This window comes from Cellulosimicrobium protaetiae (assembly GCF_009708005.2).
Classification (GTDB): domain Bacteria; phylum Actinomycetota; class Actinomycetes; order Actinomycetales; family Cellulomonadaceae; genus Cellulosimicrobium; species Cellulosimicrobium protaetiae.
The window spans coordinates 2,386,905-2,407,288 of sequence record NZ_CP052757.1 but is presented as its reverse complement, the minus strand read 5'-3'; the positions used below and the strand labels follow the sequence as shown (position 1 = coordinate 2,407,288).

At 76.3% G+C, this 20,384-nt stretch carries 16 protein-coding genes and 1 other RNA gene; 7 read left to right on the top strand and 10 right to left on the bottom strand.

Annotated features, from left to right (window positions below; all coding sequences use genetic code 11):
- Positions 1-38: 38 nt before the first annotated feature.
- An RNA gene (rnpB, locus tag FIC82_RS10145) (RNase P RNA component class A) lies at positions 39-451 on the bottom strand.
- Between the two features lie 117 nt (positions 452-568).
- Between rnpB and FIC82_RS10140 the strand changes: the two genes are divergently transcribed.
- Both FIC82_RS10140 and recQ read left to right on the top strand, forming a co-directional pair.
- Positions 569-2,647 (top strand): HelD family protein, encoded by a 2,079-nt coding sequence (locus FIC82_RS10140; RefSeq protein ID WP_253691025.1) that lies wholly within the window; start codon positions 569-571, stop codon positions 2,645-2,647.
- A 70-nt stretch (positions 2,648-2,717) separates the two neighbouring features.
- Complete coding sequence (gene recQ / locus FIC82_RS10135; RefSeq protein WP_168731710.1) at positions 2,718-4,547, top strand: DNA helicase RecQ; 1,830 nt, start codon at positions 2,718-2,720, stop codon at positions 4,545-4,547.
- A gap of 66 nt (positions 4,548-4,613) precedes the next feature.
- Here recQ and FIC82_RS10130 read toward each other — a convergent pair whose 3' ends face one another.
- A complete protein-coding gene (locus tag FIC82_RS10130) occupies positions 4,614-4,997 on the bottom strand; it encodes a tautomerase family protein (RefSeq protein WP_154798464.1) in 384 nt (127 codons plus the stop codon).
- A gap of 86 nt (positions 4,998-5,083) precedes the next feature.
- On the opposite strand from FIC82_RS10130, the gene FIC82_RS10125 reads away from it, so the two are divergent.
- Positions 5,084-5,926 carry a YaaA family protein gene (locus tag FIC82_RS10125; RefSeq protein ID WP_168731709.1) on the top strand — a complete coding sequence of 281 codons (843 nt, stop codon included), beginning with the start codon at positions 5,084-5,086 and terminating at the stop codon, positions 5,924-5,926.
- Between the two features lie 64 nt (positions 5,927-5,990).
- Positions 5,991-6,338, top strand: coding sequence for a TfoX/Sxy family protein (locus FIC82_RS10120; protein WP_154798463.1), 348 nt, complete (start codon positions 5,991-5,993; stop codon positions 6,336-6,338).
- Between the two features lie 124 nt (positions 6,339-6,462).
- On the opposite strand, the gene FIC82_RS10115 is transcribed toward FIC82_RS10120, so the two are convergent.
- From FIC82_RS10115 to FIC82_RS10105, 3 genes are read right to left on the bottom strand one after another with little or no spacing between them, the layout of a single operon-like run.
- Positions 6,463-7,698, bottom strand: a complete 1,236-nt coding sequence (locus FIC82_RS10115; protein ID WP_168731708.1) for a bifunctional RNase H/acid phosphatase — start codon at positions 7,696-7,698, stop codon at positions 6,463-6,465.
- Positions 7,695-8,438: a zinc ribbon domain-containing protein gene (locus tag FIC82_RS10110; protein WP_154798462.1), complete on the bottom strand. Its 744-nt coding sequence runs from the start codon at positions 8,436-8,438 to the stop codon at positions 7,695-7,697. Before FIC82_RS10110 ends, FIC82_RS10115 begins: the two co-directional genes overlap by 4 nt.
- A 51-nt stretch (positions 8,439-8,489) precedes the next feature.
- The gene (locus FIC82_RS10105; protein WP_154798461.1) at positions 8,490-9,500 is read right to left on the bottom strand and encodes a Nif3-like dinuclear metal center hexameric protein; all 1,011 of its coding nucleotides are present in this window, start codon (positions 9,498-9,500) and stop codon (positions 8,490-8,492) included.
- 88 nt (positions 9,501-9,588) lie between these two features.
- On the opposite strand from FIC82_RS10105, the gene FIC82_RS10100 reads away from it, so the two are divergent.
- The 3 genes from FIC82_RS10100 to FIC82_RS10090 are packed head-to-tail and all read left to right on the top strand — an operon-like array spanning position 9,589 to position 11,382.
- Positions 9,589-9,978, top strand: coding sequence for a hypothetical protein (locus FIC82_RS10100; RefSeq protein WP_154798460.1), 390 nt, complete (start codon positions 9,589-9,591; stop codon positions 9,976-9,978).
- 29 nt (positions 9,979-10,007) lie between these two features.
- On the top strand, positions 10,008-10,946 hold the full coding sequence (locus FIC82_RS10095; RefSeq protein WP_216609893.1) for an AraC family transcriptional regulator: 939 nt from the start codon (positions 10,008-10,010) through the stop codon (positions 10,944-10,946).
- Positions 10,912-11,382, top strand: a complete 471-nt coding sequence (locus tag FIC82_RS10090; RefSeq protein WP_253691023.1) for a VOC family protein — start codon at positions 10,912-10,914, stop codon at positions 11,380-11,382. Before FIC82_RS10095 ends, FIC82_RS10090 begins: the two co-directional genes overlap by 35 nt.
- Positions 11,383-11,440: 58 nt before the next feature.
- Here the strand turns inward: FIC82_RS10090 and FIC82_RS10085 are convergent, their stop codons facing one another.
- Genes FIC82_RS10085 through FIC82_RS10065 form a run of 5 tightly spaced genes read right to left on the bottom strand, consistent with a single transcriptional unit; the run spans position 11,441 to position 20,331 of the window.
- Positions 11,441-13,141: a bifunctional 3'-5' exonuclease/DNA polymerase gene (locus tag FIC82_RS10085; RefSeq protein ID WP_154798459.1), complete on the bottom strand. Its 1,701-nt coding sequence runs from the start codon at positions 13,139-13,141 to the stop codon at positions 11,441-11,443.
- Positions 13,138-15,459: a hypothetical protein gene (locus FIC82_RS10080; RefSeq protein ID WP_154798458.1), complete on the bottom strand. Its 2,322-nt coding sequence runs from the start codon at positions 15,457-15,459 to the stop codon at positions 13,138-13,140. Before FIC82_RS10080 ends, FIC82_RS10085 begins: the two co-directional genes overlap by 4 nt.
- Positions 15,456-16,700 carry a VWA domain-containing protein gene (locus FIC82_RS10075; protein WP_253691021.1) on the bottom strand — a complete coding sequence of 415 codons (1,245 nt, stop codon included), beginning with the start codon at positions 16,698-16,700 and terminating at the stop codon, positions 15,456-15,458. Before FIC82_RS10075 ends, FIC82_RS10080 begins: the two co-directional genes overlap by 4 nt.
- Complete coding sequence (locus FIC82_RS10070) at positions 16,697-19,207, bottom strand: DUF5682 family protein (RefSeq protein WP_154798457.1); 2,511 nt, start codon at positions 19,205-19,207, stop codon at positions 16,697-16,699. Before FIC82_RS10070 ends, FIC82_RS10075 begins: the two co-directional genes overlap by 4 nt.
- A complete protein-coding gene (locus tag FIC82_RS10065; protein ID WP_216609892.1) occupies positions 19,198-20,331 on the bottom strand; it encodes an ATP-binding protein in 1,134 nt (377 codons plus the stop codon). The genes FIC82_RS10070 and FIC82_RS10065 overlap by 10 nt, the downstream gene beginning before the upstream one ends.
- Positions 20,332-20,384 lie beyond the last annotated feature (53 nt).

Here is a 20,384-nt window from a genome sequence, read left to right as displayed (position 1 = left end):
ACGGGGTCCGTCCTCCCGGTCGTGCCGGGAGAGGCGGGCGGACGAGCCGGTCTGTACGCCGGGTTCTGTTCCCGCGCGAGGTCGCCCTCGCGCGGGCGACGGTCATCCATCTAGGCCCTGCGTCGCCGCAGGGCTCGAGCGGTCTACCCGACTGTGCTTCTCCGTGGAGAATCGGGCGGGCAGCCCTCAGACACAGTCTGTCTGACCTTGCTCCAGGTGGGGTTTACCGAGCCGGGCCGGTCACCCGGCCCGCTGGTGGTCTCTTACACCACCGTTTCACCCTTACCGCGCCGGGCGGAGCCGGAGCCCTGCCTGACGCGGCGGTCTGTTCTCTGTGGCACTGTCCCGCGGGTCACCCCGGGTGGGTGTTACCCACCACCTTGCCCTTCGGAGCCCGGACGTTCCTCGGCGAGGGACCGAGGCCCCTCGACGCGACCGTCCGACCGACTCGTCCGCACCGGAAAGGTTACCGCTCCCTCGCGACTCGTCGAACCAGCGACCGGTCCACGGGGAGGGTGCGGCCCCGTAGGATGGCCCACCCCTCGATGCCGGCTCCCGGAGGTCTGTCGTGCCCGCCCCCGCCGTACCGTCCGCCCCCGACGCCTGGACCGCGACACCTGCCGGGGACACCTCGGGCGAGCTCGCACGGGAGCAGGAGTTCCTGGCGAACGCTCGCACGCAGCTCGCCCGCATGCGCGAGCAGGCCGGGTCGCTCGACGCCCTCGCGGGGGACCGGGTCAGCGCCGAGTACCTCGAGGCGGCGCTCGCCCGTCGGCTCGCCCAGCTCGCCGACGACCCCGAGGTCCCGCTCTTCTTCGGACGCATCGACCTCGACGGCGTGGACCACGAGCCCGCCGAGGTCTTCCACATCGGGCGCCGTCACGTCTCCGACCCCGAGGGCGACCCGCTCGTCGTCGACTGGCGCGCCCCGGTGAGCACGCCCTTCTACCGCGCCACCCGCACCGAGCCGATGGGAGTCACGGCCCGCCGCCGCTACGGCTTCCAGCGAGGTGCCCTCACCGGCTTCGAGGACGAGGCGCTCACCGCCCCGGGACCCGGCGCGGAGCCCTCCGCGATCCTCGAGGCCGAGATCGAGCGACCCCGTACCGGGCCGATGCGCGACATCGTCGCCACCATCCAGCCCGAGCAGGACGTCATCGTGCGCAGCGGGCTCGACCGGACCGTCGTCGTGCAGGGCGCGCCCGGCACCGGCAAGACCGCCGTCGGGCTGCACCGCGCCGCATTTCTGCTGTACTCCCACCGGGAGCGGGTGAGCCGCGCCGGCATGACCGTCGTGGGGCCCAACGCGAGCTTCCTGCGGTACATCCGCGACGTCCTGCCCGCCCTCGGCGAGGTCGACGCGACCCAGACCACCGTCGAGGAGATCGTCACGGCGCACGGCCGCCTGCGCGGGACGGAGCCCGCGGACGTCGCCCGGCTCAAGGGCGACGGACGCATGGCCGAGGTGCTCCGACGCGCCGTGTGGTCGCACCTCGTCGAGCCGACCGAGGCCCTCGTGCTGCCGCGCGGTGCGCGCCGCTGGCGCGTCGCCGCGCACGAGGCACGCGAGTCCGTGGCGCAGGTGGTCGGCCGGGAGCCGCGCTTCGACGCCGGTCGCGACCACCTGCGCCACGCGCTCGCGCACCGGATCCTCGTGCAGATCGAGGAGTCGGGCGAGGCGCTCGACGAGCGGGCCTGGGACGCGCTCGCGCGCACGCGCCCGGTCCGGGACTACACCGCCGCGGTGTGGCCGAAGGTCACGCCGACGGCGCTGCTGCACCGGCTCCTCGTCGACCCCGCGTTCCTCGCCGCGAGCGCCGACGGCCTCCTCACCGCGGCCGAGCAGGAGCTGCTGCGCCCGGCCCGACCTTCCCGGACGCCGGGCACGGCCCGCTGGACGCTGGCCGACCTCGTCCTGCTCGACGAGGTCGCGGACCTGCTGGCCCGCGGCGCGTCGGTCGCGCACGTCGTGGTGGACGAGGCGCAGGACCTGTCGCCGATGATGCTGCGCGCGCTCGGGCGCCGGGCGCGCACCGGCTCCCTGACGGTGCTGGGCGACCTGGCCCAGGCGACGACACCCTGGGGGGTCTCCTCGTGGACCGACGCGCTGACGCACCTCGGCAAGCCCGACGGCCATGTGGAGCAGCTCACGGCCGGCTTCCGCGTCCCCGGCGACGTCATCGAGTACGCAGCCCGCCTCCTGCCGTCGATCGCTCCGGACCTCGACCCGCCGGTCGCCGTCCGCCGCGCCCGGGGCGAGCTGGTGCTCACCACGGACCCGCTGGTGGACCTGGTCCGCACGGCGCTCGCCCGTGAGGGGTCGGTCGGTCTGATCGTGCCCGACGCCGGCACGGGCGCCGCACGTACGGCGCTCGCCGCGGCGGGCCTCGCCTTCGCGGTCGTCGGCGAGGCGTCGGACGACGACGGCACGGTCGAGTTCGACGCGCGCCTCGACCTCGTGCCCGCATCGCTCGCGAAGGGGCTGGAGTTCGACCACGTCGTGCTGGACGACCCGGAGGGCGTCGTCCGGGGCGAGCCCGACCGGGTCACGGGCCTGCGGCGGCTGTACGTGTGCCTGACCCGCGCGGTGACGTCCCTCGCCGTCCGTCACCGCGACGACCTGCCCGCCGAGCTCCACCGTCCGTGACGGGGCGCCTCGGCGCAGAGAGTCGATGCGCCGGGACCGTCGTGTCGGTCATCGTCGGTAGGGTGCCCGGGTGGCCACAGCGACTGCGACCGACCCGGCGCTCGACGTACTCCGGCGGGTCTTCGGGTACGACTCGTTCCGGGGCGAGCAGGCGGCCATCATCGACACGGTCGTCGGTGGCGGCGACGCCCTGGTGCTCATGCCCACCGGCGGGGGCAAGTCCCTGTGCTACCAGATTCCCGCCCTGGTCCGCGCGGGGACCGGCGTCGTGGTGTCACCGCTCATCGCCCTCATGCAGGACCAGGTGGACGCCCTCGCGGCGCTCGGCGTCCGCGCGGCGTTCCTCAACTCCACCTTGTCCCTCGAGGACCGCCGCGCCGTGGAGCGTGCGCTGGTGGCGGGTGAGCTCGACCTGCTCTACGTGGCACCGGAAGGGCTCCGGAGCCGCGCCACCCTCGACCTGCTCGACAGGACGCAGATCGCGCTCTTCGCGATCGACGAGGCGCACTGCGTGTCCCAGTGGGGCCACGACTTCCGGCCCGACTACCTCGAGCTGTCGGTGCTGCACCAGCGCTGGCCGTCCGTCCCGCGCATCGCGCTGACCGCGACGGCGACGGCGGCCACGCGGGCCGAGATCGCCCAGCGCCTCGACCTGGAGGGCGCACGGCACTTCGTCTCCAGCTTCGACCGGCCCAACATCACCTACAGGATCGTGCCCAAGGACCGGCCGGAGAAGCAGCTGCTCGACCTGCTGCGCACCGAGCACGCCGGGGAGGCGGGGATCGTCTACTGCCTCTCGCGCGCGTCGGTGGAGAAGACCGCCGCGACGCTCGTCGAGAACGGGATCCAGGCGCTGCCCTACCACGCGGGCCTCCCCGCGTCGGTGCGCGCCGCGAACCAGTCCCGGTTCCTGCGCGAGGACGGCCTCGTCATGGTCGCGACGATCGCCTTCGGCATGGGTATCGACAAGCCCGACGTGCGGTTCGTCGCGCACCTCGACCTGCCCAAGTCCGTCGAGGGGTACTACCAGGAGACGGGGCGCGCCGGGCGTGACGGGCTACCGTCCACCGCCTGGCTGGCCTACGGTCTCGCCGACGTCGTCCAGCAGCGCAAGCTCATCGAGACGTCCGACGGCGATGCCGCGCACCGGCGCAACCTGGGCCAGCACCTGAACGCGATGCTCGCCCTCTGCGAGACCGTCGAGTGTCGCCGCGCCCAGCTCCTCGCCTACTTCGGGCAGACCCACCCAGGAGGCTGCGGGTCGTGCGACACGTGCCAGGCCCCGCCCGAGGCCTGGGACGGGACGGTCGCCGCGCAGAAGGTGCTCTCGACGGTGTTCCGTCTGGACCGCGAGCGCGGGCAGAGCTTCGGCGTCGGGCAGGTCGTCGACATCCTCCTCGGCAGGGACACGGAGAAGGTCCGACGGTTCCGGCACCAGGAGCTGTCGGTGTTCGGGGTCGGGAAGGACCTGTCCGAGAACGAGTGGCGGGCCGTGGTGCGTCAGCTCCTCGCCCAGGGGCTGCTCACCGTCGAGGGCGTGCACGGGACGCTCGTGCTCACCGCGGGGAGCGGGGAGGTCCTGGCGCAGCGGCGCGAGGTCCGGATGCGGCACGAGCCGGCTCGTCCGATGCGTGCGCCCAAGGCACGGAAGGGTGCCGCCGCCGCTGAGCTGGCCGAGGCCGACGTCCCGCTCTTCGAGGCTCTGCGCGCCTGGCGGTCGGGGGAAGCGAAGGCGCAGGGCGTGCCCGCGTACATCGTGTTCGGGGATGCGACGCTCCGCGGGATCGCGACCGCCCGGCCGGGCTCGCTCGACGGGCTCGCGCTCGTGAGCGGCGTCGGCGAGAACAAGCTCGCCCGGTACGGCGACGCGGTGCTGGCCGTCGTCGCCGAGGCGGGATGACCCGGCGCACACCGAGCTCGGGGCCGCCCCCGCCGCTTGAGGCGCGGGAAGGTTCTGGGGTCGGTGTCAGACGTCGACGCGGTACGACAGCGCGAGCTCGTCGCCGCTGACCCCGCGGATGCCCCAGTTCTCGCGCGGGCTCTCGAGGATCACGAGCTCCACGTCGTCCGGGGTCAGGCCGAGGGCGGGCACGACGTCGTCGTACAGGGCCGCGATCAGCGCCCGCTTGGCCTCGCGCGTGCGGCCCGTGAAGCACACGACCTCGACGACGAGGTACGCGTCCGAGCGCGGGGCGACCAGGTCGTCGTCGTCGAGGAGCAGGAACCGGTGGAACCGCTTGTCGGCCGGGAGCTGCCACGTGCGCACGAGCGCGTCGTGCAGCACGTCGGACACCTCCGCACGCCGCTCGCCCCACACGCTGCGCCGTCCGTAGATCTTCACCTGGGCCATCGGGCGAGCGTAGCCGTGACGCACCCCACGCCGTCGTCCCCGGTCACCCGCCGCGACGACGCGGCGACCGCTCGTAGAGTGGCCGCGTGCTCGTGCTGCTCCCCCCGTCCGAGGGCAAGACCCCCGCGCCCGACGGCGCCGCGCCGGTCGACCTCGGCTCGCTCAGCTCTCCCGCCCTCACCGCGCACCGCGCGCAGGTCCTCGACGCGCTCGCGGCCGCGAGCGCGCGCCCGGACGCGCACGACGTCCTCGGCACGACGCCGGGGCTGACCGAGGAGGTGCGGCGCAACACGGTCCTGCGCACCGCGCCCGCAGGGTCCGCGGCCGACGTCTACACGGGCGTGCTCTACGGCGCCGCCGACCTCGGGGGCGCGCTCGCGTCCGGCGGCGAGGCCGCGCGGCGGGCGCGCGAGGACGTCCGCGTCGTGTCCGCGCTGTGGGGCGCTCTCTCCCCCGCCGACCGGGTCCCGGCGTACCGACTCTCCATGGCGGTCGACCTGCCGGGCATCGGGAAGCTCGCCACCGCGTGGCGTCCGCACCTGGGCCCCGTGCTCGACGAGCGCGCGGCCGGGGACGTCGTCGTCGACGGCCGGTCGGCGACGTACGTCGGCGCGTGGAAGCCCGCCGTGACAGGGTCGCGCGCGGCCGACTGGGTCGCCGTCCGCGTGGTGCGCGAGCACGCGGGGAAGCGCACCGTCGTCTCGCACAACGCGAAGCACACGCGCGGCGTGCTCGCCGGGCACCTGCTGCGCCGGGAAGCAGCGCCGCCGACCTCGGCCGCCGGGCTGCTGGACGCCGCAGGCGAGCTCGTCGACACCGTGATCGGCACCGAGGTCGGCACCGGGCTCAGCTACCGGCTGATCGAGGCCACGCTGCACGACGCCACGACCCGCAGCGGCCCGCGCACGCTCGAGCTCGTCATCGCCTGAGCGATCCGCCGGCGGCGCGGCGGCAGCGGCTGCGGTTCTGCGGGTCACGGTCCACAGTGGACCCATGGTCTACAGCGAGGACCTCGCCGAGCGGATCCGCGCCGCCCTGGGGCCGCGCGCCCCGTTCGACGAGCGGAAGATGTTCGGCGGGATCGCGTTCCTCGTCAACACCCACATGGCGCTCGGCGTCACCCGGGACGACCTCATGGTGCGGGTCGGCAAGGACGGTACGGCCGCGGCGCTCGACCGTGGCGGCACGGTCATGGAGATGGGCGGTCGCACGATGACGGGGATGATCCTCGTCGACGGCGCGCGCGTCGCCGACCCCGACGAGCTCGACGCGTGGGTGGCGACGGCCGTCGAGCACGCCCTCGCGGAACCCGCCAAGGTGAAGAAGCCCCGGAAGGGGTGAACCCGCCCCCGGCGAGCACGGACTCAGCCCGCGAGGTAGAACCCGCCGCCCCGAGATAGAGCGCGCGGAGCTCTACCTCGGGACCGGACGTTCTACCTCGCGGAGGAAGGACGTCGCGACAACCTCAGAGGTCGCTCGGGACGCCCTGGGCGGTGAGCTCGCTCGTGCCGTCGGCCCACAGTCGCAGGATGCTCACCGACGCCGGGGGCACGCGCACGCGGGACCACCGCGACGGCGGCGCGCCGATCGCGGTGCCGATCGCGGCACGCACCTGCACCGCGTGACCGACGACGACCGCCGTCCGGCCGGCGGGTCCTGCTCCCGGCAGCAGGGTCTCGACGAGGTGCTGCAGCCCGTGCCAGACGCGCGCACCGACGTCGGCGTACGACTCGCCGCCCGGGGCCGCGGTCGTGCCGGTCGTGTGCCACGCGTGCAGTCGGCCCGGCCACGCGGTGTCGACCTCCGCGGCCGTGAGCCCTTCCCACTCTCCGAAGTCGACCTCGGCGAACCGGTCGTCCGTCGTGACGTGGACGCCGAGCCGGCGGCCGACCGCCCGCGCCGTCTCCTGCGCGCGCACCATGGGCGAGGCGACGATCGCGGTCGGCCGCGGCAGGTCGGGCCAGGCCTGGCGCCCGACCCGGAACACGAGGTCGGCGGCCTGTGCGGCCTGCGTGCGGCCGCGCGCCGTGAGAGACGGGCCCGGCACAGACGACCCGCTGAACGCTCCCGCGACGGTGAGCGGCGTCTGCCCGTGCCGCACGAGCACGACCGTGAGGGCGGGCGCGTCGTCGAACCGGACCGCGGCACCCGACGGGCGCGCCGGGGTGTCGAACGCGGCCGACTCCCCCGGGACCTCGGCGGGCGCGTCGGCAGCGGCGGGGTCGGGCGCGTCGTCGCCGGCACCCGGCGCGGCGGCGGGCGGGTAGTCGCGCGCGACCGTCCCTGCCGTGTCCATCGCCTCGTTCGCGAGGGCGTCCGCCGCGGAGTTCTGCGCGCGCGGCACCCACTCGTACGCGACCTGCCCGGCCGGCAGCACCGTCGCGGCCTCAGCCGCGAGGCGGCGCATGTCGTCGTGCTTGATCTGCCATCGACCCGACATCTGCTCGACGACGAGACGCGAGTCCATCCGCACGGTCACCCGCGCGTCCGGGTCGATCTCGGCCGCGGCGCGCAGCCCGGCGACGAGGCCGGAGTACTCGGCGACGTTGTTCGTCGTCGTCCCGAGGAACGCGGCGCGCTCGGCGAGGACCTGACCGCTCTCGCCGTCGCGCACGAGCGCGCCGAAGCCTGCGGGGCCGGGGTTGCCCCGCGACCCGCCGTCGGCCTCGACGACGAGGTGCCGCCGACCGCCCGTGCTCACGCGCCGGCGCCCTCCGGCCGCACGACGATGTGGCCGTAGTCCTCGAGCCGCACGACCTGGTCGGGGGCTGCGGAGGTGATCGTCGCGAGCTCGGCCGGGCTCAGCGAGACGTTGAGCCCGTCGACGTGCTGGCCGCGCAGCGCGACGACGCCCCGGCCGCCGTTCTGGTCACGCACACGCTCGTAGAGGGCGAGGAGCCCGGCGTCGAGACCCGCGACGGCGTCCGTGCGCCTGCCCGCGACCTGGCCCGCCTCGGCGTCGAGCTCGGCGTAGCGCGCGTCCCGCGCGGCCACGACCTCGGCCTTCGCGGCCTCCAGCTCGGCGTTGGCGGCCTCGAGCCTGGCGAGCGCCTCCTCGTGCGCCTCGAGGCGCTCCATGACGTCGAGCTCGACCTCCTCCAGCACACCCTGGCGCCGCGCGAGGGACTCGAGCTCCGCGACGAGCGCCTGCGCGTCCTTCGCACCGACCTGGCCCGAGTCGAGCCGCGACTGGTCGCGCGCGGCGCGGTTGCGCACCTGCTCGACGTCGCTCTCGGCCTTGGTGAGCTCGCGCTTGAGGTCGCTCACCGCGGTGCGGGACTCGACGAGCTTGCCCCGCAGGTCCCCCATCTGGGCGTCGAGCTCGGCGATGCGCGCGTGCTCGGGCAGGTTCTTGCGCTGGTGCGCGAGCTGCTGCGCCCGCGTGTCGAGCTCCTGGACGTCGAGCAGGCGGAGCTGGTCGGCGGGCGGTGCAGTGGCCACGGGTGGTTCCTTTCGTGGGCCCCGTGCGGGGCCGGCGTGCTGGGTCGGACGTCAGGCGGACTGGGCGTCGGGGTCGGGCCGGTCGGAGCGCGGGTCCGCGGGCAGCTCGGCAGGCGACGACGCGATCCGTGCGGTCCACGGGTCGGTGACGAGCGTGCTCACCCGCGTCTCGACGACCGTCCCCGGCTGTGCGTGCTCCAGGGTGCGCGCGAGGTCCTCGGCAGCGTAGCGGAGCCAGGGCCACTCGGAGGCGTAGTGCGGCACGTCCACGAGGAAGGGCGTGCCCGCCTCGCCGTCGCCCTCGAGCCGCGCGCGCTCGCGCAGCTCCGAGACCGGGTGGTGCCGCAGATCTGACGTGAGGTAGACGTCGGCACCGCTCGCGCGGACGGCGTCGAACAGCGAGTCGCCCGAGCCGCCGACGACCGCGACGGACTCCACGGTCGCGTCGAGGTCCCCCGCGACGCGCACGCCCTGCACCGTCGGGGGCAGGACCTCGGCGACGCGCTGCGCGAAGCCGCGCAACGTCATCGCCTCCGCAAGGCGTCCGACGCGGCCCGTCCCGGTCGTGGCTGCCTCGTGCGGCGACGGTGCCGGGTGGGCGACGAGCGGCACGCGGTGCAGCAGGTCGAGAGCGTCCGCGAGCGCGTCGGCGACACCGCGCTCCGCGGCGTCGGCGTTCGTGTGCGCGACGTACAGCGCGCACCCGCCCCGGATGAGCCGGTGGACGAGCGAGCCCTTGAACGTCGTCGCCGCGACCGAGTGCACGGGCCGCAGGAACAGCGGGTGGTGCGTGACGAGGAGGTCCGCGCCCCACGCGAGCGCCTCGTCCGCGACCTCCTCGACCGGGTCGACGGCGAACAGCACCTTGCGCACGGGCGCGCCCGGGTCCCCGGCCACGAGCCCGACGGCGTCCCAGTCCTCGGCCGTCGACGGCGGGTAGAGCTCGTCCAGGGTCCGCACGACCGTGGCGAGCGTCGGCCCCGGGCCCGGCGCCGCCTCCCGGACGCCCGTCGCCGGGTCGCCGCTCGTCGGGTCAGGGCTCGGGCCGGGTGCGACGGTCATGGCGGCAGGCTATCCCGCACCGGCAGCCGAGGTGTTCTCGGCGACCCGTTCCTGCCCTGCTGCGAGCGCCCGTCGGTACGATGCGGCGATGCAGGGCAGGGCGGGCCGTCGCACCCGGGTCGCGGGTCTCGCCGTGGGGCTGGCCCTCCTCCTCGTCTGGCTGGTCGGTCCCGTCTTCTGGGTCGAGCTCGACGAGGCGAGCACGCCCCCGGTCCCGACCTTCGCCGACGGTGTCCAGGTCGTCGACGAGGGGATGGGCTGCGGCTCAGGCGGCTGCTGGCGCGAGCTGACGCTCTCGTGGCCCGGGCACGACCGCGACGCCGTCCGCGCACGCGTCGGCCTCGACGATGCGGGGCGGCAGTGCCACGCGATGTCGTTCCTCGACCGGCGGGTCCGGTGCGTCTGGGAGGTCGACGACGAGGCACCGGACGCCACGCTCCGCGTCGACGTCGGATGGCACCGTCCGCTCGGGCTGTGAGCGGCGTGGCCGCCGCATAGCGTGGTCGGGTGCACGAGTTCGTGCGAGCCCCGTCCCACGCGCTGCCGCCCGGCGTCGTGTCGATGGTCGGCTACCGCCTGAGGACGGAGACGGCGGACGGCACGCCGTCCGTCCACCGCGGCCTGCCGTCGCCGTGGCTCACCCTGGTCGTGAGCACCGCGGGCGTCGTCCCGACGTCATCCGGGGAGGACGCCGTCCCTGTGCGCTACGAGTCGCTCGTCGGCGGCCTGCACACCCGCCCGGCCCTGATCCACCAGCCGCAGGAGCAGGCGGGCGTGCAGCTCGCGCTCGACCCGCTCGCCTGCCGGGTCCTGCTGGGCGTGCGCGCAGGCGATCTCGGCCTCGTCGAGGACGGTGACGCCGTCCTCGGGCCCGCCTCCGCGCGCCTGCGCGAGCGAGCCGCCGAGGCGGGCTCGTGGGCCGGCGCGTTCGACGCCGTGCTCGCGGCCTTCGCGGGCCGGGACGGCCCGCCCGGGGGCCCCGGAGCCCCGCCGGTCCGGGCCGAGGTGCGCGCCGAGGTCGCGGCGGCCTGGCGCCTGCTCGTCCGCAGCCGAGGACGGGCGCACGTGCGCGACGTCGCGCGCCACGTCGCCCTCGGCGAGCGGCAGCTCGAGACGCTGTTCCGGGCCGAGCTCGGCGTCACGCCCCGGGCGGCGCGGGGCCTCGTGCGTTTCGACGCCGCGCGCCGCCAGGTGCAGCGCCTCGCCCTCGGCCACGGCGCCCGGACGCTCGCGGACGTCGCCGCGCGGACCGGGTACGCGGACCACTCCCACCTGGTGCGCGACTTCCGCCGGTTCGCCGGCACGAGCCCGACCGCCTGGGTGCGTGAAGAGCTCGGGAACATCCAAGCCGGCGGCCACACCGACGGCCCAGGCTGGGAGCACGAGCACCCAGACGAGCAGGAGGACGAGCATGAGCATCCACGAGAGCACGGCGCAGCACGCTGAGGGCACCATCGCCACCGACGGAGCACGGCCCCAGCCTCTGGTGTGGCCCACGCTCCAGGCGCACGACGCCCGCGCGCTCGTCGCGTTCCTCACCGACGTCGTCGGGTTCGTCGCGACGACGGTCATGGCCGGCGAGGACCGTGACGTCGCCCACGCCCAGCTCGACTGGCCGCACGGCGGCGGGGTCATGCTCGGTAGCCACTCCCCCGACCGCGAGTGGTCGCGCGAGCCCGGGACCTGCGGCACGTACGTCGTCGTCCCCGACGACGAGATCGATGCGCTCGATGCCCGGCTGCGGGAGCGGGCTCCCCAGGAGGGCGGCCGCGTCGTCGTCCCGCTCCGGGACACGGACTACGGCACGCGCGAGCTCGTGCTCCAGGACCCCGAGGGCAACCTGTGGTCGTTCGGCACCTACCGCGGCGAGCCGCGGCCCTGACCCTGCCGGGCGACGGCACCACGGGGCGACGGGTCCGCTGCGGCCCGTCGCCCGTCCCTCACTTCGCCTCGGCGTAGTGGTCGACGACCGCGACGGTGAGCGGGAAGTCGACCGGGAACTCCCCGAAGAGCAGCCGCCCTGCCTCGGCCGCGGCCGCGCGGACCTCCTCGGCGACCGCCTCGGCAAGCTCGGCCGGCGCGTGCACGACGACCTCGTCGTGGAGGAAGAACACGAGGTGCGCCCGATCGGCGAAGGGCGCGGGCGCGGCGCCCGGGGCCGCGGCGACGGGCAGGTCCCACAACCTGCGCCGGATCGACGCGAGCCAGCACAGCGCCCACTCGGCCGCCGTGCCCTGCACGACGAAGTTCCGCGTGAACCGGCCCCACGCCCGGGTGTACGACCGGGCGCGCGCCTGTGCGTCAGGACCCGAGCGACCGCCCTCGGCGTCGTCGGCCCCGCCGCCGTCGTCGGCCGCGTACGCGCCCTCCTGGGCCGCCTGCCACGACTCGCCGGGGCGTGGCGAGCTCCGGCCGAGGAGCGTGGAGACCACCTCGCCGCGCTCCCCGGCCTGCGCGGCGCGCTCCACGAGGCCGATCGCGTCGGGGAACGCCTTGGCGAGCCGCGGCAGGACGAGCGCGCTGTCGCCCGTCGTCCCCCCGTACATCGCCCCGAGCATCCCGACCTTCGCGTGGTCGCGGGTCGCGACGGCGCCCGACGCGACGATGCCCGCGTACATGTCGCCCCCGCGTCCGGCCGCCGCCATGCGCTCGTCGTGCGCGAGCCCGGCCAGGACGCGCGGCTCGAGCTGCGCAGCGTCGGCGACGACGAGCTTCCAGCCCGGGTCGGCGACCACCGCGCGGCGCACCTGCCGGGGGAGCTGCAGCGCCCCGCCGCCGCTCGACGCCCACCGTCCGGTGACGACGCCGCCCACGACGTACTCGGTGCGGAACCGCCCGTCACGGACCCACGTGTCGAGCCAGGACCAGCCGTTCGCCGTGAGGAGCCGCGAGAGCTTCTTGTACTCGAGCAGGGGCTCGACGACGGGATGGTCCGTCCGCTCGAGCTCCCACTTGCGCAGCGACCGCACGCCGACGCCCGCGTACTGCAGGGCCTTGAGCAGGTCCGGGTGCGAGTCCGGGTTGAGGGTCGGTGGCGCGTCGAGGGCCGCCCGGATGCGCGCCACGAGGTCCTCCATGAGCGCCGGGCGCTCGCCGGGGCGCGGCCGCGGGCCGAGCGCGTCGCGGAGGATCCGATCGTGCACGTCGGCGCGCCACGGGACGCCCGCGTGGTGCATCTCCGCCGCGACGAGCGCCCCCGCGGACTCGGCGGCGAGGAGCATGCGCAGCCGCCCTGGACCGTCCGGGCCGTCGGCGCCCGCGACGGCGGCGAGCTGGTCGCGCAGCTCGGCCACCGTGTCGAGCTCGACGCGCGGCGCGTGCTGCGGCCCGAGCTCGAACAGGCCCACGGGCCGAGGTGCCGTCGTCGGCTCGCGCCCCGCGGGGACCGCGGCGAGCGAGTCCCACGGCCCCGGGTCGCGCTGCGCGAGCGCGGAGCCCGCGGCGAGCTGCGAGCGCCGCAGCAGGACGTGGGACAGGCGCAGGTCGTGCGACCGCTCGACGCGCCGGCCCTCGGCGAGGAGGCGTGGGTACCACCGGTTCGTGTCGTCCCACGTCTCGCGGACCGGCTCCGGTAGTCCGTCGACGACGTGCTCGACCCGGCGCTGCTCGGGCGACCCGACGTGGACGGCGTAGGTGCTCATGCGCGCGCCGCCCGGTCGATCGGGCGGTGGCCGGGAGCCGCCGCCACGGCGCGTGCGAGGGCGCGACCGCGCGAGGCGACGAGCGCCGCCCGCAGGAGGCGCGCGGCGTCGGGCTCGCGGGCCACGAGCGCGACCGCGCCCGCGAGCGTCGAGGCACCGAGGTCGTCCGCGGTCCGCGCCGCACGGGCGAGCGAGGCCACCTGGTGCGGGCTCAGGTGCCGACGGCCGGTCGCCGCGAGCGCGACGGCGGCGTCGAGCACCGTGTCGCACACGTCCTCGACCGGGGACGGCACCACGACCTCGCGCGCGTGCGTCGTCGCGCGGCCACGCAGGGCACGGACCCGTGCGCGGAGCCGCGTCCACGCGGTCGACCACGTGCGATGGTCGTAGGCGGGCGTGAGCGTCGGTACGACGAGCCGGAGCTCTCCCCCGGGGTGCTCGACGAACAGACCGACGGCCTCGGACCGGTCGGACTCGAGGTCGTGCTCGGTCGCGACGGCGACGACACGACGGTTCCCCGCCGCGACCCCGAGCAGGGTGTCGCAGGCCGCCTCGTCCGCGGCGTCGACGCGAACGACGGTCGGGGCGCCGTCCGCGGCGACGAGAGTCCACGTGACCTCCTGCGCGACCTCGTCGACGCCGACGGGCCCCGCGTCGCGGACCATGACGACCCGCACCACCGTCGGCCTGCGGCCGAACCCGACCTCTGCCCGCGCGTCGGTCGCCGCGGTCCGCTCCGCGACGTCGCGCAGCGCGTCGGCGGTGAGCGCGCCGAGCGCCTCCACGACCGGCCCGTCGCCCGCGCGCAGCCCCCCCGCCCGCTCGGTCGCCCCGCGCAGGGCGAACGGGCCGCGGCACAGCGCCTCCAGCGAGCGGCCCCAGACGAGCGGGAGGTCCCAGGAGCGGCGGAACGTCGGGTCGGCGCCGGGCGGCCGCCCGGTGGTGACCGACCGTGTCCGGCCCTCGTCGGCGTCCCACAGGTGCACGGTCACACCCCGCGCGCCCGACGCCGCGACCCACCAGCGGGCCCCCAGCGGGACGAGTCGCGGGCGATCCGTCACGCGCTCGTCCGGCGCGACCGTGTCCGGGGCGGGCTCGGCCCGCACGAACGCCCAGAGCTCGGCCAGGGCGAGGAGGCACTCCTCCTCGTCGACGGCGTCGCGACGGTCCGCGAGCGCCTCGAGCCGCCCGACCGCGGACGTGACGAGCCTCTGCACCACCGGGCGGCGCCCGAGCCGGGCGAGCACCCCGGCGCCGCGAAGCTCCTCCAGGTCGTCGCGGCCGAGGTGCGAGAGCCCGACGTCGAGCACCCGCTCGACGGCACGCGCGACGTCGTCCGCGACCGTCCTGGCGTCGGGCACCCCGGTCGCGCGCGGCGCGGCGACGTCCGGCTCCTCGGGCCACGGCCAGGTGCGGTCCCTCGCACGCCAGACGCGCGCCAGCGCCTCGAGCCGCCACCGGCGGTCGTCCGCACGAGCGGGCTGGGCCGTGCCACCAGCGCGCTCGCGCTCTACGAGCATCCCGGCGAAGCCCGCGCCCGCGACGTACGTGACGCGCGGAGCGCCGTGCCAGGAGACCACCACGCGCGGACCGTCGACCGTCATCTCCGTCGTGTCGTCCGGCGACGCGCCCGGCACCTCCCGCAGGTCCCGAGCGACCACGCGCACGACGGCGGCACCCGCGGCGCGGTGCACCGCGCGCGGGTCGAGCGCGAGGATCTCGGCCAGCGGGTCGGCTCCCGACCCGGTGCGACGGCCCCTGTCGGGCTCGGGTGTCGCGCCCACCCCGGCCTGGAGCATCGCCGGACCCACCGCGCCGGCCCCGGCCCGGCCCGCGGCGTCCGCACGACCAGCATCAGGCTCAGCACGGGCTTCCCGATCGGCGTCATGGTTGGCATCCGGTTCGGCACCGGACTCGGCGGCCGAGGGTTGCACCATGGCCACGTCGTCGTGGGCCACCGCGACCGGCCCCACCGGCTCGGCCGCCGTGCCATCCGCCGGCTCGGCCGCCGTGCCATCCGCCGGCTCCGCGGCTGCGTCGCGCGCCCACAGGCACGCGGCGACGACGTGCTGGCACGCGCCCGGCGTCGGGCACGCGCACCGCGCACCCGCGGGACCGCGTGCGTCGAGCTCGACGCACGCGCCGCCGACCGAGAGCACGGCCTCGTCCGGGCGCAGCTCGAGCACCTCGACCCTGCCCGCGGCGACGTCCTTGCGCGCGCGACGGACCAGGCCGGCGTTGGCGAGGGTGGCGAGCGCGGCGTCGTCGTACCCGGCGTAGACCGCCGCCCACGCGCCGAGCCCGGTGGTGCCGCTCACGGGAGCACCTCCCCCAGCCACTCGGCGAACCGCTCCGGCGTGAGCGCCGCGATCTCCATCCCCTGTTCCGCGAGACGCCGGGCGACGCCACGGTCGTAGGCGGGGTTCGCCTGGCCGTCGAGCGCCGCCAGGCCGAGCAGCCGCACGCCGGACGCGTGCAGCCGCCCGACGCTCGCGACGAGCTGCGACACCGAGCCGCCCTCCTCGAAGTCGGTGACGAGCGCCACGACGGTCCGGCGCGGGTCGCGCACGTGCTGCTCCGCGTACCGCACCGCGCGCGCGATGTCCGTGCCGCCGCCGAGCTGGGCGGTGAGGAGCACCGTCACGGGGTCGTGCGCGAGGTGCGACATGTCGACGACGGACGTGTCGAACAGGACGAGCCGCACCGTGATGCCGGGCAGCCCCGCGAGGATGCCGGCGCTCACGGCGCTGTACAGCACGGACGAGGCCATGGAGCCGGACTGGTCGACGAGCAGCACGACGTCGTACGACAGCGCGCGCCGGCGCCGCGCCGAGAACCGGAGGTCGGTGACGAGCAGGCGCCGCCGCTCCGGGTCCCATCGCCCGAGGTTCGCGCGGACGGTCGCGGCCGCGTCGAACGTGCGGGTCGACCGTACGAACGAGCGGCGCGAGCGGTCGCGGCGACCGTCCACCGCGGTCTCGAAGCGGGGCCGCAGGCGCCGCACGACGTCCTCCACGACGCGCGCGACGAGCCGCTTCAGCCCGTCCTGCACGCCCGGGCCGAGTCGGCCGCGGGCGCGCAGCAGCGCGGACGCGAGCTCCGTGCTCGGCTCCACCGCGTCGACGGCGCGCGGGTCCGCGAGCAGCTCCGTCATCCCGTAGCGGCCCACGGCCTCGACCTGCATGCGCTCGAACGTCTCGCGCGGGAACAGCTCCCGCGCCGACTCGAGCCAGTCCAGGCCCGCGACGACCGAGCCCCCGCGCCCGCCCCCGCCACGCCCGGTGCGGGAGTCGTCGCCGTCGCCGTGCCGGTGCCCACGGGCGGTGTACTCCCTGTCGTACAGGTGCCCGAGCGTCCGGTCGAGGCCCTGGTCCTGCGTCGCGACGGGCAGCGCGTCGCCCGCGTACCGGCCGAGCACGAGCCGCCACCGGCGTGCGGCCTCCTCGTCGTCCGCGCGGCGCCCGGTTCGGCCTCCCGCGCCGGGCCCGAGCCCGCCGCGCGTGGTCCCGGCCGACGCCGCGTCCGGCACGTCCGCCGTGCCGAGGCCCGCCGCCGTCACGACGCTCCTCCGCAGGCCCAGGCGCCGAGGCCGTCGCGCTCCAGGACCGCGACGAGCTCGCGCTCGACGAGCAGCGCCGCGCGCAGGTCGTCCTCGGTGACGCCCACGTGCCGGTCCAGCGCGGCGGCGCTCGTCCCGGTCCGTGCCGCGACACGCTCCGCGAGGCGGTGCGTCTCCGTCGGCCGCAGCCACGTGAACGCCCGGCGCAGGTCGGGAAGCACGGCACGGAACGCGTCCTCCTCCAGGCCGCGCAGGCCGTCGTCGACCGCCTCGAACATCTCGGGGGTGTGGAGCAGGAGGTCGGGCGCGGCGCGCATCACGCCGCCGAGGAAGGCCGTCGCCGCGACCGGGTCCGCGCCGGGCGCGAGGTGCGCCCGGACGCGCGTGACGAGGCCGTCGCCGCTGGGCTCGTCGTCCAGCTCGTCGTCGACGGCCGCGAACGCCGTGAGCGCGCCACGCACCGCGGGTGACGCGTCGTCCTCCTCGCGCACGTGCGCGAGCGCCCGGGCGACGGACTCCGCCGCCGAGCCGGTACCGCCGCGACCCGCGTCGCGCAGGTCCCGGACCAGGGAGCGCAGCGCGACGAGGCTCGCCAGCGCGTCGTCCTGCGTCGCCTCGTCGGCGGCCGCGAGGTCGGGCACGAGGTAGGCCGCGGTGGCGAGGCCCTGCTCCGCGAGGTCGAGCAGGGCCTCGGAGTGCTCGCCGAGCTCCAGCTCGGTGCGGGCACGCCAGAGCCCGACGAGGCGCCGCATGCCGGCCACCACCGAGGCGAGGGACGGGTCGACGTCGAGCGTGGTGCGCACGAGCGCGACGAGCGGGGGCAGCCGCTCGGGCACACCGACGACCACGCACTGCGCGACGAGCCGCGCCACGGCGTCGCTCGACCGCTCCTCGCGCGCCCGCTCCCGCGCGTCGTCGAGCAGCGCGACCGCAACCGCCTCGAGCGTCGCACCGCGGTGGGAGAGCTCGACGAGCCGCGCCTCCACGAGCGGTGTCCACGCGTACTCCCACTCCTCGAGCACGAGGCCGAGCCCGCGCCCGGCGACGTGGTCCGGACCCGAGACGCGGCGCGCGAACCCCAGCTCGAGGAACGCGCACAGCGCGAGGAACCGGCGCCGGTCGCGGTGCGCGACCCGGCGCCGTGCGTCGAGCCGCACGGTGCGCGGCACCGCGTCGGACACGTCCAGACGCAGCGCACGTGCGCGCGAGCGCGCCTCCTCCACGAGCGGTGGCGACGCGCCGCCGGGCGGCACGTCGCCGAGGGCGCGCCCGGCGAACACCTCCGCGACCGCGAGGCCGAGCGGTCGGTCGCCCGCCGCGTCGAGGTCGTCCGGGTCCTTGACGTAGCAGGACGTGATCGCGTCGAGCAGGTCCGTGCGGCACGGCCACGGCCGCTCGCGCAGCGCCGCGAGCCGGTGCGCGTGCTCCACGGCGGCCTGGGACTGCGCGACGCTCACGAGCGCGCCGCGCGTGCTCGCCCCGCGCCCGACGTCCACCAGGACGCCGTTCGCCGCACCCGCGGGGCCGCCCGCGTCGTGGTGCGCGGCCCACAGCCGGTCGTAGTACCCGGGCGTCGGCATCCCGGCGCCGTACCCGCGCAGCGCGTCCAGCCGCTCGTCGTCGTACCGCACGAGCCAGGCGGGGGCGTCGGCGAGGTCGCCATACCCACCCGCCGGGCGGCGCGCGACGACCGCCTCGCCGTGCTCGCTCCCCGTCAGCGCCTCGACGAGGGCGAGCGTGTGGAACGCGCCCGTCACGACGACGACCGGACCGGCCGCACGCGCCGCGTGCTCGGTGACGCGCGCCGACATGCGCGCCTCCCGGTCGAGCGACCCGTCCGCGACGAGCACCTCGTCCTCGTAGTCGAGGCGCGCGAGCGCCGCCCACGCGAACACGTCGTCGGCGAGCTCGCGCCAGTCGCGCAGGCGCGCCGTCTCGCGCGCCTCGAACAGGTGGTCCCACAGCTCGTCGTGGTCGCGGCACCCGAGCCGCTCCGCGAGCCGCGCGACGGTGCGCGAGTGCGCGAGGTGCCGCTCCGCGAGGACCGTGCGCGCCGTCGGGTGCTCGGCCGCGTCGTCCTCCCCCGGCCCCCGGGCCGCCCACGGGGAGTCGACGAACGCGAGCTCGGCGTCGAGGGCGTGCCCCGCCCGGAGCGCGACCCACTCGGGCGAGTAGCGGGCGAGCGGGTAGAACCCCGCGCCGCGCGCGCCTCCTCCGGCCGTGTCCGCAGGGTCGCCGGCGAGGCTGAGCACCGCGACCGGCGGGACCGTCCGCTCGTCGAGCAGCGCGGGCAGGAGCCGCGTGTACTCCTCCGGCCCCTCGACGAGCACGACCGCGGGCCGGACCTCCTCGATCAGGGCGGCCACGGCGACCGCGCACGCGGGGCTGTGGTGGCGCACGCCGAACAGGTGCACGCCGTCGCGCTCGCGCAGGGCCGCCAGGTCCTGCGCCGCCTGCCGCAGCCGGGGCGGCGCGGCGTCCCACGCCGCGCGCAGGCCTACCGCCACAGGTCGCCCGCCGCGGTGAGGAAGTCCTTCCACCGCGCGTCCGAGCGCGCGCGCTCGCGCACCACGTTGTCGACGTAGTGCCGCAGGCGCCGCGCGTCCTCCTCGTCGCCCTTGAGCGCGACCCCGCCCACCTGCCGCGCGACCTGGCCGGCGGTGACCGTGCCGTCGCCCAGGTACCGCGCCTCGAGCGACGCGGCGATCGCCACGTTCACGGCCTCGGCCGTCGACATCACCGTCTCGGGTCTCTTGACCGGGGCGCCGCTCGCCGTCGTGCCCGTGCGCAGGTCCTGGAAGACGGTGACGAGCACCTCGAGGACGTCGCGGTCGAGCCGCGGGCGCTCCGTGGCCGGGCCGAGCTCCGCGGTGAGCCGGCTCTCGACGAGCTCCATCTCGAACGCGCGGTCGCGGATGGGCGCGACGGTCTCGAAGTTGAAGCGTCGCTTGAGCGCCGCCGACATCTCGTGGACGCCGCGGTCGCGCAGGTTCGCCGTCGCGAGGACGTTGAAGCCGGGTCGTGCCGCGACGCGCGCGTCGGCGCCGAGCTCAGGGACCATGAGCTGCTTCTCCGAGAGCACGGACACGAGGGTGTCCTGGATCTCCGGGGCGCAGCGCGTGATCTCCTCGAAGCGCGCGACGCGACCGCTCTCCATCGCCCGGAAGACCGGCGAGGGGACGAGCGAGCGCTCGCTCGGCCCCTCGGCGATGAGCAGCGCGTAGTTCCACGAGTAGCGCACGTGGTCCTCGCTCGTGCCCGCGGTGCCCTGGACCGTGAGCGTCGACGTGCCGCTCGCCGCCGCGGTCAGCAGCTCGGACAGGAGCGACTTCGCCGTGCCCGGCTCGCCGACGAGCATGAGCCCCTGCCGGCCCAACAACGACACGACCGCGCGGTCGACGAGCGGGTCGTCACCGAAGAACTTGCGGCTCACGCCGAGCTCGGCGTCGCCCACGACGAACGCGCGCACCGCGCGGGGGCTCAGCCGCCATCCCGGCGGGACGTCGGCCCCGCGTCGCGCGTCCGCCTCGGCCAGCACCGCGAGCTCGTCCGCGAAGCGCAACTCGGCCGGGGGCCGGAGCTCGGTCGTGGCGTCGGGCGAGCCCGCCGCCCCCGTGGTCAGGCTCGTCACGCGCGTCCTCCTTCGTCCGGTCACGGGCGCACGCCGCCCGTCCTCGCTGGTCA

Coding starts and splice junctions, on each gene's coding strand:
- FIC82_RS10130 (WP_154798464.1), bottom strand. CDS start 4,997: ATGGCCCAGGTGAAGATCTACGGACGGCGCAGCGTGTGGGGCGAGCGG.
- FIC82_RS10120 (WP_154798463.1), top strand. CDS start 5,991: ATGGTCTACAGCGAGGACCTCGCCGAGCGGATCCGCGCCGCCCTGGGG.
- FIC82_RS10105 (WP_154798461.1), bottom strand. CDS start 9,500: ATGACCGTCGCACCCGGCCCGAGCCCTGACCCGACGAGCGGCGACCCG.
- FIC82_RS10100 (WP_154798460.1), top strand. CDS start 9,589: ATGCAGGGCAGGGCGGGCCGTCGCACCCGGGTCGCGGGTCTCGCCGTG.
- FIC82_RS10090 (WP_253691023.1), top strand. CDS start 10,912: ATGAGCATCCACGAGAGCACGGCGCAGCACGCTGAGGGCACCATCGCC.
- FIC82_RS10085 (WP_154798459.1), bottom strand. CDS start 13,141: ATGAGCACCTACGCCGTCCACGTCGGGTCGCCCGAGCAGCGCCGGGTC.